The organism is Azospirillum sp. B4, from assembly GCF_000333275.1.
Lineage (GTDB): Bacteria > Pseudomonadota > Alphaproteobacteria > Azospirillales > Azospirillaceae > Nitrospirillum.
This window is the reverse complement of sequence record NZ_BACU01000527.1, coordinates 12,887-26,353: the sequence shown is the minus strand read 5'-3', so window position 1 is coordinate 26,353 and position 13,467 is coordinate 12,887. Positions and strand designations below refer to the sequence as shown.

Below are 13,467 nucleotides of genomic sequence, written 5' to 3'. Positions count from 1 at the left end.
CCTGCTCTTTTTATTCTGATTCCGGGTTGCGGGCGCTGACCATTACGCTTCCAACTTCTTGCCGTTGGACAGCGTCGCAGCTTTGAGTGCTCCGCCCGGCTTGCCATTGTGTAGCGGGTAAAACACGACGTCGATTTTGTCACCACCCTTTATGGTATTGAATTTCCACCCCATCTCACTCATGTTCGCAATACTTCCACATTCTAACGTATAGGCCGTATCTTCGCTCTTAATTATAATATATACATGTGGATTTCCCCATGTATACTGAACTACCGTCACGTTTTTGAGTTCGGATAGTTTGTTCTGGTCGAACATGGCGAAGGAATGATGCGCTATCGCGGGCTCCGCGATCACAGCGGTGCAGATGCCCAAAGCCAGGGTATACTTCCCTATTCTGTACATTCGAAAAATCTCTCCTCTCTTGCGGCGCAGGACGCAGTGCCTCACGGCACGGCGTCCTAACCGAGGCCTTGCGGCAGCGTCGGCCGAGCCGGCCATCCACCCCGGTACCGTTTTAGAATAGCGGTGACGATGGACTGGAGAATCGAGAAGCGGTCTTGAAACGGTTGTGCGCATGTTGCGTAACATCGCGCACGCCCCATTTTTCCTATACATCCGCCCCGAAAAAGGGGGTCGTCGCGGAACCCCGGGGAATGCGGCTCTGATTTTGAAGAAGAAGTAGGCGGATCGTCTCCCACCGCGTGGTGTAGGAGCGCTTCCGCCGTGTCATGCCTGGAGGCCGGCTATGCCGGCTGGAAGACATGACACGGCGGGCGGTCATCGCGGTTCTTCGGTAAAGTTTGGTCACCACAACAAAACCCCAACCGAGGGTGACCACGATGACCGACCCGATGATGGCGCTGCGCGTGATGCTTGAAAAGGCCGCAGACGCCGATGTCCTACGCGAGATGATCAGCTTTGCCGCCGAGCGGCTGATGGAACTGGAAGTCCAGGAATTGACCGGCGCCGGCCACGGCGAGCGGTCGACCGACCGGCTGGTCCAGCGCAACGGCTACCGTGAACGCGACTGGCATACCCGCGCCGGCACGGTGGAGCTGCGCATCCCCAAGTTGCGCAAGGGCAGCTACTTCCCAGGATTCCTGGAGCCCCGCCGCATGGCGGAGAAGGCGCTGACCGCCGTGATCCAGGAGGCCTATATCCAGGGCGTCTCCACCCGCGCGGTGGACGACCTGGTCCAAGCCATGGGCATGATCGGCATCTTACTGCTCCGCGCTGCCCTTCGGGTCCAAGAGCCAGGTCAGCCGGCTGTGCGAGGAGATCGACGGTCGGGTGAAGACCTTCCTGGAACGGCCGCTGGAAGGCGACTGGCCCTACCTGTGGATCGACGCCACCTACGTGAAGGTCCGTCAGAATGGCCGCATCGTCTCGGTGGCCGTCACCATCGCCGTGGCGGTCAACTCCAACGGCCGCCGAGAGATCCTGGGCATGGACATCGGGGTCTCCGAGGCCGAGACCTTCTGGGTAGAGTTCCTGCGCAAGCTCAAGCGCCGCGGCCTGGGTGGCGTCAAGCTGGTCATCTCCGACGCCCATGAAGGCATCAAGGCCGCCGTCGCCCGCGTGTTCCGTGCCACCTGGCAGCGCTGCCGCGTCCAATATGCTCCGCTTCGCTTCGCTGCACCTTCGGTGTCATGCGCAACGCCCTGGCCCATGCCGGCAAGCAGGGTCGGCGTGTCGTGGCCGCCTTTATCGGCACCGCCTTCGCCCAGGATGACGCCACCGCCGCCCGTGCCCAGTGGCGCCAGGTCGCCGATCAACTCCGTCCCAAGGTCGGCAAGCTAGCCGCCCTGATGGACGAGGCCGAGGACGACGTGCTGGCCTTCATGTCCTTCCCCGCCGCACACAGGGCAAAGCTCCACAGCACTAATCCCATCGAACGCCTCAACGGTGAGATCAAGCGCCGGACCGAGGTCGTCGGCATCTTCCCGAACGAGGACGCCATCACCCGCCTGATCGGCGCCATCCTCATGGAGACCAACGATGAATGGGCGGTCCAGCGTGGCCGCTACATGACCCTGGAAACCATCGCCGCCGTCAGCGATGATCCAACCATCATGCTGCAGACTGCCGCCGCATGACCGTCCGGCCAAACAAGCCGGAGACCAAAATGACCGGGCGCCTCTTACACCACGACCAGGGACACGATCCCTGCCGCCATCGACCTGCCCACGGACTTTCCGTATATTTTTTCTACTGTTCAGTAATCGCTCCTTGGAATGAATAAGTGATCCAAGGGCACCGGGAACTTCACGCGTTCCACAACCAGCTTGGCTTCCGCCGGCGCAAGGTCCCGCCCGTAGCCCGCGCCCACAGACTTGCCCTCGTGGCCGAAGACCTTGTCGGCCAGCTCTTCATGAAGACCTGCAGCGCGCAGCGCCTGGCGGAAACTATGGCGGAGCGAGTAGGTCACCAGCCCCGGCGCCTTCAAACCGATGTTGACCAGATAGCGGTTTGACCATTTGCTCCAATCATCAGAGGCTTCCGGCCCCTGGACCATGCCCCGCCCGCGACGTTGCTGGTCGGCCGCCCATTGCCGCAGTCCCATTCGCCAGAGGTCTGGCAGCACGGGAATGAGCCGCGGCCCGGCGGCGGTCTTTGATGCGTGCCGCAGGTCGAAGCACTCCACGTCCCCCAACTTCACGAATTGGGCGGGTAGTTCGGCAATCTCCTCCGTCCTGGCACCGGTCAACGCGGCGAGGGCGAAGAACCAGAAGGGCTCGTCGCGATAATGGAGGGTGCCGGGTTGAGCCCGCTTGCTGGTGGAAAGGAAGCCGGTGAACAGCGGACTGTCGAAAAGCTTTGTCAGTTCCGTGGCTGAGAAAGCCCGCCGCTTGTCGCGGTCCATACGTTCCTGCCGGTTCTCCGCTCGGGGTTGAACGCCATCCGCGGGGTTCCCTGTCGGCAGATGGCCCGCCGATACGGTCCACGCCAGGTAACCGCGCAGGTGGCCCAGCAGCTTGACGATGCTGTCCCGCGCCATCGTTTCCCGTCCCGCCCGTTTGATGGGCCGGTCGCGCAGGTGATCGCAGAACTGCTTGATGTCAGCCTTGGTGATCTCGCTCAGCAGCTTGTCCGGGAACAATCCTCCAAAGGCACGGAACGCCTGCCCGTAGCTGGCCCGCGTCGCGTCCCCCAAGTCCGGCTTATCCCGATAAAAAGCCTCGAGATAGGCATTCCAGGGGACATTGGCGGCAGCGGAAGCGACGCCCGGCTCGGGCTGAAGCACCGCTTGCTGCGCGGCGGACGTGCTGATGGATATCGCCGCCTTCAGCTCGCGCATCTCGGCCATCCCCACCCGGAACATGGCCATGAATTCAGCGCGCGTAGTGGCCTCCGCGTCAGCAACCGAGGCGGCATGGCTTCGGTCGGTGGCGACGTCCTGCATCTGACTCAGCATGGTGTGCTGCCGCCGTGCGAGTTGGGTAGCCCTCCGAACGGTCTCCAAGCCGCACATGGCATTGGCGAGCCGTTGGGTTTGCGCAGCCTGCTCTTGTGCCTCCACCTCCAGACGGCGGGCCTCCAGGACGGTCCGTTGGCCGGCGAGATCCAAAGCGTCGAGGAATCGGGCTTGGTCCTGCGTCGGCAGGCCCTGAATTTGCTCAGGCGTGACCTGGAAGATCTCTTCGTCGGTCAGTTCGCTGATCGGTTTGCCCAGCACCGTCGCCGCGATCATTCGTCGTGCCTCGCCCCATTGACGATGTACGACCGCCAGAAGCTGGGCCGCCTCCGCCCTGGCCTTCCGGGGGGCCGCCGTCCGCAACGTCCGCGTGATGTGCGTCCGGCCGCTCAAGGCAGCGATATCGGCAGGCGCGCGGACCCGCAAGTAGAGTCTGCGGCGACGTTGGACGATGTATGGGATGAGGGTCACAGCCCGCGCCTCCGCGTGTATCACATACGTGTGTCACACGGCTTTTTGGCGAAAGGCGAAATCTAGAGCCAAATCAAGCCTTTAGGCTAAATTTGGCGTCCCCTACGGGATTCGAACCCGTGTCGCCGCCGTGAAAGGGCGAAATCGGATCTAGGCGCCACACGGAATCTCGGCATATTTCTTGGGCTTTTTGTGCTGTGGGGTGCTGTGAGCCGCTGGATTTTGCGGTGCCGTTTGTCCCGCATCTGTCCCGCACAAAGGACACCGCCGTCACAGCTGACAGCCCGTTTTCCACCGCACGGCACTGTCCCGGATTTGTCCCCAACCCGAATGGCCGACAAATGCCGCGAATCGGATGCTTGTGGTGCTCCGGCGCGCCTATCGGCTTCAAGGACACCTTATCGATGGCCCGATGGCGCCTCGCAACAGTACCTACCACCCAGTGCAACTTCTCGACCCATGGCTTTGCCAGGAACAGATGATGGATTGGCAGGCTAGTTGACCATCCTGTCTGAGCGCGCGAAAGCCGGTCAGCGACTTCAAAGGTGGCCATGCATGCCGCCACTTTGCTCAGGATTGGAATTATTGAGGAGCTTTAAAGTCTGAAAAAGTCTGAATTAATCCGAACTTTTCTGAATTTTTCCGAAAAAGTCCGAACTTTTCCGACAATGTCAGAGAAAATCCGAAAAAGTCCGAAAAATTCAGACTTATACCTGCGGGAAAATAAGGAAACCCGTCCTTCGGCCGACGCCATGAAACGTCAAGAGCTAACCCGGATTATGCATCGGGGCCGTAATTTTGGTTGGCGGGTGTAGCACAAGTCATTGATTGGGTTTAGGATTCAGTCGCCAAACACAAATCCGCCCGAACCAAGGACGCTGCACCCGCCATGCGAGAGAATACGCCGCTGCTGCCCGGCCTGTCACCCGTTTCGGGCAAGTGCGTGGAGGCCTGTTTTGACGGGGGCAGCCTGTCGTCGGATGCCGGAGTGCTGGCGCTGCGGGAGATTGATATCCGGCTGAATATGGCGGCGCGGCTGGCGGCCTGCATCGCCGATACCCGTCAGCCCGAGCCACAGTCTGGCCGACATCATCCGTTTCCGCCTGCTGATGATCGCCTGCGACTATGAGGATGGCATCGACGCCGACAGTCTGCGCGGCGATCCAGCTTTCAAGATGGCGCTCGGCCGCTTGCCCTCGGCGGCGGATCTCTGTTTGCAATCCACCATCTCGCGTCTGGAGAACCGACCGGACGCCCGCGCCCTGCTGCGCATGGGCCGGGCCATGGTCGAGCTTTACTGCACCAGTTTCCGCCAGGTGCCGCAGCGCATCGTGCTGGATATCGACGATACGTTCGACGCCACCCATGGCCACCAGCAGTTGCGGCTGTTCAACGCCCATTACGACGAATATGGCTTCCAGCCCATCATCGTGTTCGATGGCGAGGGCCGGTTCGTCGCAGCCCTGCTGCGTCCCGCCCGCCGCCCCAGCGGTCGGGAGATAGCTTCCCACCTGTGCCGCCTGATCCGGACAATCCGTGCCCACTGGCCCCGGGTGGAGATCCTGGTTCGGGCCGACAGCCACTATGCAGCGCCGGAGGTGTTCAACCTGTGCCGGGCCTCGGGCGTGGATTTCATCCTCGGGCTGGCCACCAACGCCGCCCTGCGTGCCCACGTCATCCCGCTGGAAGCCAGCACCAGGGCACGGGCGACGGGACCGGACAAGGTCCGCCGCTTCAGCGAATTCCATGATGCCGCCCGCAGCTGGTGCCGGGTGGAGCGCATCATCGCCCGCGTCGAGGCGGGGCCCCAGGGCGTGGATACCCGCTTCATTGTCACCAGCCTGACCGGTGGGCGGGGTAAGTGGCTCTATGAACAGGTCTATTGCCGTCGGGGCATGGCCGAGAACCATATCAAAAGCTGGAAAACCCATCTGGCCGCCGACCGCACCAGTTGTACCCGCGCCACCGCCAACCAGATGCGCCTGATGCTGCATGCCAGCACCTATTGGCTGATATGGTGGATGTGATCCCTTATGCTGCGGCGATCCCCCTGGCGAACCGCCCAGTTCGACACGCTGCGCCTGCGTCTGCTGAAAATCGCCGCCCGCGTCGTGGAGATGAAGACCAAGCTGCGCGTCCATCTGCCAACGGCATGCACCGTCCAGCCCGTGCTCGCCATGATTCTGATAAGGACAACACGCCTCGTCACCTGAAACACAGGGCAGCCTGCCCACCCCAAACCCGTCCCGCCAACCCCAAAAACATCACCCGGAAACCCACCAAACGGCGGGACTGGGAGGACTGCGTCCATACAACCCTTCGCAGAACAATCGCTATGCTGTCGTTGCACCATTACCACCGCAGTGCATAGTCCGGGCTAAATCGGCGGTCTGCCCGCGACCGGCGCCGATCTCATCGGAACCATCCGTTTCGACGGAACCAACCTGCTGGCCCTGTCGGAGGCCGGCATACGCCTGTGGGAGGCGCCCATTGCGATAGTGTTCCAGGAACCGATGACCGCCTTCGATCCCCTGATGTCCATCGGGGGCACAGATTGTCGAGGCCATATGGCTGCACCAGCCGCTGGGGCGGCTGGCGGCTTATCGATCTGGCCCAGTTGCTGTGGGAGACCTACCTCATCCCGCTGTTCCAGAACATTGTCTACGATGACCTGTCCTGGCGCTGGCAGGATTTCGACTTCGATCGCGACGTCGCACTGACCGACGGCAAGGTCGGCGGCCTCATCACCTCGGTCACGCCCGACCTATCGGCCTTCAAGACACGGGCCGGCAAGCTGATCATGAGCCAGGGCTGGGCCGATCAGCTGAACGCCCAAACCTATCCCATTCAGTGCTACCATGCCGTGGCGCAAACGTCCGATCCGGCGAAAGCACAGAAACGGCTGTAGGGTTATTTCCGCCTGTTCATGGCGCCGGGCATGGGCCATTCCATTGCCTCGGCGGCCCCGGCCCCAACCGTTTCGATGCCGTCGCGGCGCTGCGCGCCTGGGTCGAGCATGGCAAGGCGCCCGACCGGCTGGTGGCCGCGAAGCCTGCCGACGACCGCCACCCAAAATCCGCCGTCCTGCGGACCCGGCCTCTATGCCCCTACCCCGCCGTCGCCCGGTGGACAGGCAAGGGCTCCAGCGACCAAGCCGCAAACTTCACCTGCGCTTCAGTCAACTAAGGCTCGAGGCCGTGATGAGCGGCCTTCATCACCCTCATTCATCGCGACCGGCAATATAAAATCAAAGGCGATTTCCGCGAAGGGCGCATTGAGGTCAGCGGCGTGAATGAGGCCGATATCTTCGACACGGCTGACCGGCGGAATCAGGTCGTCGCGCGTCGCGTAGGCGAAGTCGTCATGCAGATAGGCGTCACCTTCGATGTTGATCTGCGTCGTCAGGTGGCGATGGCCGGCGGCGGAGACGAAGAAGTGGATGTGCGCCGGCCGGTTGCCGTGACGGCCAATCGCCGACAGCGCCCGCTCGATACCACTTCCCGGCGGCACGGCATAGCCTGACGGCAGGATGGAGCGGAACCAATACCGGCCTTCCGCGTCGGTCTGGATGCGCCGGCGGTAATTGTAGGCGCTCTGGCTGGTGTCGAAGTGGGAGTAGTTGCCCAGCGTGTTGGCATGCCAGACGTCCACGATGGCGTCAGGGATGGGCTGGCCATCGGTCGACAGCACGCGGCCATGCATCACCAGCACCTCCCCAGCATCGCTGCCGTCGTCCAGGCGCGCTCTGCCCCGCTCCAGCGGAGCGCCGGCCACGTAGAGGGGACCTTCGATGGTGCGCGGCGTGCCACCCGCCGTACCGGCCTCCGCGTCGGCCCGGTCCGCCCGGACATCCAGGAAATGCTCGACCCCGAAGCCGGCGGCCCACAGGCCGAACTCCGGCGCCGACTGGCCAACGAAGTTCAGCGCCTGCCAGAACTCGTCATCCGTAACGTCGAAAGCTTCGATCGTGGCGAACAGGTCCCCGACTATGCGACGCACAATCTTCTTCAGGCGAGTGGGCTCTCCGTTCGCGATGCCGGCGACCTGGTCCAGGAAGGCCTGGATTTCCAGCGTTTTATCCAACGCGGTCATGGTTGTTTCCTCTGTCTTGTTGTTTTGGGTTTTGGAAAGGTCTGCGGACGGGACGGCACAAAACCCGTCAGCGGTCATCCTCGTGGATCGAAGATGGATGCCGGCACAGGGCGGTGACCTGGATTTCCATGAAGGGGAACAACGGCAGGGACATCAGGATGTCGTGCAGTTCCGCAGCACTCCCGACATCAAAGATGCTTGTGTTGCGATACTGGCCGACGACGCGCCAGAGGTGGCGCCACACCCCCGTCCTTTGCAGGTCCTGCGCCCGCACCCGTTCCCGGACCTTCAGATCATCCAGGACGGCGGCATCCATGCCGTGCGGGATTTTCACGTCCATTTCCACCTGGAACAGCATGCGTTCAATTCCCCTCGATGGCGGACACCAGGACGCCGGTACGACCGGCACCGTCGCGTCGGAAGTGGGCAAGCTTGTCGTCATCCAGGACAACCCCCAGGCCAGGACCCGTGGGCACCGCCAGGGTGAAGTCACCGTAAGACAGCGGTTCGGCAAGGATCTCTTCGGTCATCAGCAGGGGCCCGAACAGTTCTGTCCCGAAGGCAATGCCAGGAAAGGTCGCGAAGACATGGGCGGAGGCGGCCGTGCCAATGCCGGCCTCCAGCATGGTGCCACCGTAAAGGGCGATGCCGGCGGCATCCGCGATGGCCTGCACCTGCTTGGCGGCGAACAGGCCGCCGGACTGCTCGATCTTCACCGCGAACACGTCGGCCGCCGCCCGGCTGGCGTAGTCGTAAGCATCGCCAGGGCCGCGCAGCGCCTCATCCGCCATGATGGGAATGGCCGACCGGGCGGCCAGGCGGGCCATTCCATCCCGGTTGGCCCGGGGGATGGGTTGCTCGACCAGGTCCGCACCCGCCTCGGCCAGCAGGGCGACGCCCCGGCGGGCGCCCGTTTCGTCCCAGGCCTGGTTCACGTCCACACGGATGCTGGCCCGGTCGCCCAGCGCCCGCTTGATGGCCGCCACGTGGGCAACATCTTCCGCAATGGTCCGTTTGCCGATCTTCAGCTTAAAGGCGTTATGCCGCCGGCAGGACAGCATTTCTTCCGCCTCGGCGATGTCGCGGGCGGTATCGCCGCTGGCCAAGGTCCAGAGCACCGGCAGCCTGTCCCGCACCCGACCGCCCAGCAGTTCACTGACCGGCAGGCCGACACGCCACCCCTGGGCGTCCAGCAGGGCAGTCTCCACCGCACACTTGGCAAAGTGATTGCCCACCACATGGCGGCCGAGAAGGGCCATGGCCTGCGCCGGCCGGCCAGCGTCCTGCCCCAGCAGGAGGGGTGTGAAGTAGGTGTCGATGGCGAGCTTGATGCCCTCAGGGCTTTCGTCGCCATAGCTCAGGCCGCCGATGGTCGTGCCCTCGCCCACCCCGACAACGCCGTCCGAACAATAAATCCGGACGATGGCCAGGGTCTGGCGGTGCATGGTCGCCATGGACAGGACGTGCGGGCGGATGGTCGGCAGGTCGACCAGGATGGTCTCCACCCTTTCAACACGCGGGAACGCGGTCATCGGGCGGCCTCCATCGCCGCCCCCAGGTGGTGGTAGGCGCGATCGAAATAGATCAGGCCCTCGGCCGCATCGGCCAGGACCACGCGCCGGACGGCGCAAAAGAACACACCGTGGGTGCCGATCTCGCTGATGGAACTCACGGTACAGTCCAGGGCCACGGCGGCGTCCGCCAGGACGGGCGCGCCCGTGTCCAGGCGGGTCCACTCGCCCGCCGCGAAGCGGTCCCCCATGGCCGTTCCCCGCGTAGCGAACCGCCCGGACAGGGCCTCATGCCGGCCAGCCAGCACATTGACGCACAGCACGCCGTTGACCTTCAGCATCCCGAACGCGGTGGAGCCGCGATTGACGCAGGCCAGCACCGTGGGCGGCGTGTCGGTGACGCTGCACACCGCTGACGCCGTCAGGCCGTGGCGCCCGGCCGGGCCGTCGGTGGTGATGATGTTGACGGCGGCGCCCAGGCGGGCCATCGCCGCGCGAAACAAGGTCTGGTCAACCATGTCGCACCCTTTCTCAACGCATGTAGAGGCCGCCATTGACGTCCCAGGTGGCGCCGGTGGTGAAGCCGGCCTCGGGTGCCGCCAGACGCACCACCATGTCGGCAACGAAGGCAGGGTCGCCTAGCGTGCCCACCGGGATGGTCTTGACCATCTGTTCCAGCTTGTCGGCCGGGACGGTACGGCGTACGGATGGCAGGTCCAGCGGGCCCGGCGCCACGGCGTTGACGGTGATGCCGTAGGGGGCCAGGTCGCGGGCGAAGACCTTGGTCAGGGTCAGGATCCCGCCCTTGGACGCCGCGTAGTGCGCCCCGGTCGCCGTGCCGCCGTTCTGGCCGGCCAACGAGGCGATGTTGATGATGCGGCCGTAGTTCCGCGCCTTGAAATAGCGGCCCAGGACCTGGCTGCCGATGAAGGTGCCACTCAGGTTGACGGCGACGACGGCGTCGAATTCCTCGGGCGTGATGTCAAGCACCGGCCGGGCAACGGTCATCGCGGCGTTGTTGACCAGCACCCCGATACCGCCCCAGCGATTGACCATGGCGTCCCGCACGCGTTCGAAGTCCGCCTGCAGGCGCACGTCCAGGCCGAAGCCGGCGGCCGTATCGCCGGCGGGCGACAGCTCCGCCGCCAGAGCCTGGGCCGCCGCCTGATCGATGTCGGCAACCGCCACGCGGTAACCTGCGGCATGCAGGCCACGGGCGATGGCCGCCCCCAGCCCGGCGGCGGCGCCAGTCACCAATGCCACATGAGTCACCATGTCCGCCTCACAGCAGATAGCCGATGCCATGCTGCGCATCGTCGGAGTTGATGAGTTGGACAACCTTCTGGTCCAGCTTCAGCCCATCGCCCTGCCGCACCAGGCGATAGGTGACGTCGGCGGCCATGACACGGGTGCGCCCGTATTTGTATTCGGTCAGGTTTTGGGCGGCGCGCACCGTAACCGTATCCGTCCCGCTGTCGGTCACGACGAAGCGGGACACCGTGCGGATCGTGCGCGCGGCCGGCGCGGACGACATGGAAAAGCCGCTGATCAGCCGCTTGACCCGCGCAGCCCGCATGCCGGCGTCGTCATAAACCACGTTCAGCACGGCGGCATAGTCGGCCGCGTCGCGCTCGATGGGGATGACGTAGCGCCCGCCTTCCGTCCACAGCGCCAGCCAGGGGTAATAGTCGTGGCGGTCCAAAAGGTCGGCTTCCCGCCAGATGAATTCCGCCGCGTCCTGCAGGGTGATGCAGGGTGGCGCGGCCAGCGCGATCCCGTCGCTCATACCGCCATCATCCTTTTCCACATTTGATAGGCCGCGCGCATGCCGGCCTCGGCACTAACGTCGGTGACGTGATTGCCCGCCTGGTGTCCCACCAGGGTCTCGGTGCCACGGTTCAGCAGGATCCACAAATCCTTGCCGGCGGCGGAGCCGCGCTGCACCCGTTCCCAGCCCTCGGCGTCGTCGGGCGAGCCGAAGCCCATGGGGCCCTGGAAATGCTCATGCAGGCGCAGGCGCGCACGGTTGCCGGCCTCCGGCCCGCCATCCATGCCGATGGCGATGTGGGTGATCTCCGTCTCATCCACTGCGACCGGGCGCAGCACCCGGAAAAAGGCCATGGAGCAGGCGAGATTGGGGAAGAGGTTCAGGTTGAAGCCGCTGCCGCCCACGGCACGAACGATGCGCCGCACCTCCGCGTCGTCATGGTCCTGGGCCAACTCACTGGCCAGGGCCTGGAAGCGTTCCGGGATGGGGGCGTCCAGATTCTCCTCCAGATCCACCAGGTCGGGGATCATGACCATGACGCTATGACCGTTGCCCAGTTCCTCGACCCAACCGCCCTGCCCCAGCACGTCGAACAGCTCTTCCGTCTCTTCATCCAGCGAGGTCAGGAAAGTCTTGTGCACGATGGGGAAGTGATAGGCGTCGGTGGTGTTCTCCAGCTGGATCTTCCAGTTGCCGGGGAAGCGGAACTGGTGCTGCCCCATGGTCTTCACACCATAGCCGGCCCCCTGTTTCATGAACAGGTCGATCCACTTCTTGGCCGGCCCCAGGAAGTCCACCAGCGGCTCGATGTCGTCGCGGAAGGTGGCGAAGATCAGGCCCTGGTATTCCTCGACCCGCAGGGATTGCAGGCCGTAGTCCTTCCTGTCGAAGTCGGCGGAATAGCCTTCGGACCGGGGCACGGCGCGCAATTTGCCGTCAACGTTGTAGCTCCACCCGTGGTAGGGGCAGACAAAGACGGGGGCCTTGCCCTTCTTGTTCTCGCACACCGTCGCCGCACGGTGGCGGCAGCGGTTCAGCAGGACATGGACCTTGCCCTCCTTGTCCCGGGTCACCAGCACCGGCTGCCGGCCGACATGGGCCGACTTATAGGTGTTTGGCCCCGGCAACTCACTGGCGTGAGCGACCCACACCCAGGTGTTGTTGAAGATGCGGTCCATCTCCGCCTCGAAGATGGCGGCGTCGCGGTACAGCGAGGTGTGGACGCGATCCTCCCGGACCAGATGGTCATAAGAGTCGGCGGATGGAGGAGGAGCGTCGTCACCAGGGCACTGGCTCATCGTGTTCTCCAGAATCAGGAGGGAACGGGAACCGGGGCGGGATCGTCCCAGCGATCCACGGGCCGGCTGAACAGATTCTCGGTTTCAAAGCGGCTGATGCGCCACCGGCCGTCGCTGCGGGCGAAGGTTACGGTCAGGCGGGCGGCGCGCAAATCGGACGGCCCTGCGGCATAGGTCGACGTCTGCAGCATCACCCAGCCGCCCACCGCCGTGTCGCCGTCGACCGCGATGGTCTCCGACGTCAGGAAATGGGCGTTCAGGGTGAAATGCGGCAGGGGTACGCGATAACGGTCCAGCATGGCCAGGATGGTGTCCCGCCCCCGGTGCTGGCCGAAGGTGGCAGCGTAGCGCCCGCCCCGGCCACCCCACACCGCGTCCGGGGCGAACAGGTCGCCCAGCTGGTCCATGGGGGTATCGGCGTCCAGCCGGTCGCACAGCCGCATATAGTCCGCCATGACCGTGCGGATGGCGCTTTCAGCCTCCAGCCGGTCCAGGCGGCGCATGATCTCATCCAGGGTGGCGGCCGTGCCCATGGCGGTCACACCGGGATGACCAGTTCGCGGCCAATGCGGGCCTCGACCCGCATGTACTTCCACAACCTATGCTCACCCACCGCGATGGTGCGGAACAGGTTGCAGGCGGCCACCGCCGTGGCACGGTCGGGCACGTCGGCCAGGATGTAGAAGGTCCAGGGCCAGCCGTTGGGCGAGGTGCCCACCATGGTCTCGTCATCGTCCAGCGTGCCCAGGACCTGGACGCCGGGCAGGTCGCGGATGCCCTTCAGCATCTCACCCGTCGCCTGCCAGACCTTGCCGATCTCCGTCGCCGGCAGATCGAAGAAATTCTGCAGCACGGCGCCGCAGAACAGAACACGCAGCTTCTTCGGGGGTTCAGTCGTCATCGTCAAAC

Annotated in this window: 13 protein-coding genes, 1 tRNA gene and 3 pseudogenes; 4 read left to right on the top strand and 13 right to left on the bottom strand. The window is 64.2% G+C overall.

The genetic code is table 11. The features are described 5' to 3' along the window. Window positions 1-42 precede the first annotated feature (42 nt). Window positions 43-450, bottom strand: a complete 408-nt coding sequence (locus tag I55_RS36255) for a DUF6152 family protein (protein WP_148293917.1) — start codon at window positions 448-450, stop codon at window positions 43-45. A gap of 392 nt (window positions 451-842) precedes the next feature. On the opposite strand from I55_RS36255, the pseudogene I55_RS22865 reads away from it, so the two are divergent. After that, window positions 843-2,099, top strand: a pseudogene (locus I55_RS22865) (IS256 family transposase). A 119-nt stretch (window positions 2,100-2,218) separates the two neighbouring features. Here the strand turns inward: I55_RS22865 and I55_RS22860 are convergent. The 3 genes and pseudogenes from I55_RS22860 to I55_RS36250 all read right to left on the bottom strand — a co-directional run bounded on the left by I55_RS22860 (window position 2,219) and on the right by I55_RS36250 (window position 4,059). Then, a complete protein-coding gene (locus I55_RS22860; RefSeq protein WP_148293916.1) occupies window positions 2,219-3,694 on the bottom strand; it encodes a hypothetical protein in 1,476 nt (491 codons plus the stop codon). Between the two features lie 12 nt (window positions 3,695-3,706). Further along, window positions 3,707-3,889, bottom strand: a pseudogene (locus I55_RS39575) (DUF6538 domain-containing protein); the annotation flags it as partial. A 93-nt stretch (window positions 3,890-3,982) separates the two neighbouring features. Further along, a tRNA-Glu gene (locus tag I55_RS36250) sits at window positions 3,983-4,059 on the bottom strand. Window positions 4,060-4,778: 719 nt separating this feature from the next. On the opposite strand from I55_RS36250, the pseudogene I55_RS22855 reads away from it, so the two are divergent. From I55_RS22855 to I55_RS39570, 3 genes and pseudogenes are all read left to right on the top strand, one after another. Next, window positions 4,779-6,102: pseudogene (locus I55_RS22855) on the top strand (IS1380 family transposase). A 341-nt stretch (window positions 6,103-6,443) separates the two neighbouring features. Next, window positions 6,444-6,797: a tannase/feruloyl esterase family alpha/beta hydrolase gene (locus I55_RS36245; RefSeq protein WP_159107257.1), complete on the top strand. Its 354-nt coding sequence runs from the start codon at window positions 6,444-6,446 to the stop codon at window positions 6,795-6,797. Beyond that, window positions 6,740-7,075, top strand: coding sequence for a tannase/feruloyl esterase family alpha/beta hydrolase (locus tag I55_RS39570; RefSeq protein WP_159107256.1), 336 nt, complete (start codon window positions 6,740-6,742; stop codon window positions 7,073-7,075). Before I55_RS36245 ends, I55_RS39570 begins: the two co-directional genes overlap by 58 nt. Here the strand turns inward: I55_RS39570 and catA are convergent. The 9 genes from catA to I55_RS22805 form a co-directional block, all read right to left on the bottom strand. Then, entirely contained in the window at window positions 7,064-7,981 is a 918-nt protein-coding gene (gene catA / locus I55_RS22845; protein WP_044562899.1) for a catechol 1,2-dioxygenase, read from the bottom strand. The genes I55_RS39570 and catA overlap by 12 nt on opposite strands. A 67-nt stretch (window positions 7,982-8,048) precedes the next feature. Then, window positions 8,049-8,339, bottom strand: coding sequence for a muconolactone Delta-isomerase (gene catC, locus I55_RS22840; RefSeq protein ID WP_044562898.1), 291 nt, complete (start codon window positions 8,337-8,339; stop codon window positions 8,049-8,051). A 4-nt stretch (window positions 8,340-8,343) separates the two neighbouring features. Continuing rightward, complete coding sequence (locus I55_RS22835) at window positions 8,344-9,513, bottom strand: muconate/chloromuconate family cycloisomerase (protein ID WP_044562897.1); 1,170 nt, start codon at window positions 9,511-9,513, stop codon at window positions 8,344-8,346. Then, window positions 9,510-10,010: a flavin reductase gene (locus tag I55_RS22830; protein ID WP_044562896.1), complete on the bottom strand. Its 501-nt coding sequence runs from the start codon at window positions 10,008-10,010 to the stop codon at window positions 9,510-9,512. Before I55_RS22830 ends, I55_RS22835 begins: the two co-directional genes overlap by 4 nt. Window positions 10,011-10,023: 13 nt before the next feature. Beyond that, window positions 10,024-10,767, bottom strand: coding sequence for an SDR family NAD(P)-dependent oxidoreductase (locus I55_RS22825; RefSeq protein WP_044562895.1), 744 nt, complete (start codon window positions 10,765-10,767; stop codon window positions 10,024-10,026). Window positions 10,768-10,774: 7 nt separating this feature from the next. Beyond that, on the bottom strand, window positions 10,775-11,278 hold the full coding sequence (locus I55_RS22820) for an aromatic-ring-hydroxylating dioxygenase subunit beta (RefSeq protein ID WP_044562894.1): 504 nt from the start codon (window positions 11,276-11,278) through the stop codon (window positions 10,775-10,777). Further along, on the bottom strand, window positions 11,275-12,558 hold the full coding sequence (locus tag I55_RS22815) for an aromatic ring-hydroxylating dioxygenase subunit alpha (protein WP_044562893.1): 1,284 nt from the start codon (window positions 12,556-12,558) through the stop codon (window positions 11,275-11,277). Before I55_RS22815 ends, I55_RS22820 begins: the two co-directional genes overlap by 4 nt. A gap of 14 nt (window positions 12,559-12,572) precedes the next feature. Next, window positions 12,573-13,091, bottom strand: a complete 519-nt coding sequence (locus I55_RS22810) for a nuclear transport factor 2 family protein (protein ID WP_044563002.1) — start codon at window positions 13,089-13,091, stop codon at window positions 12,573-12,575. Window positions 13,092-13,096: 5 nt separating this feature from the next. Next, entirely contained in the window at window positions 13,097-13,459 is a 363-nt protein-coding gene (locus I55_RS22805) for a hypothetical protein (protein ID WP_044562892.1), read from the bottom strand. Window positions 13,460-13,467: the final 8 nt, after the last annotated feature.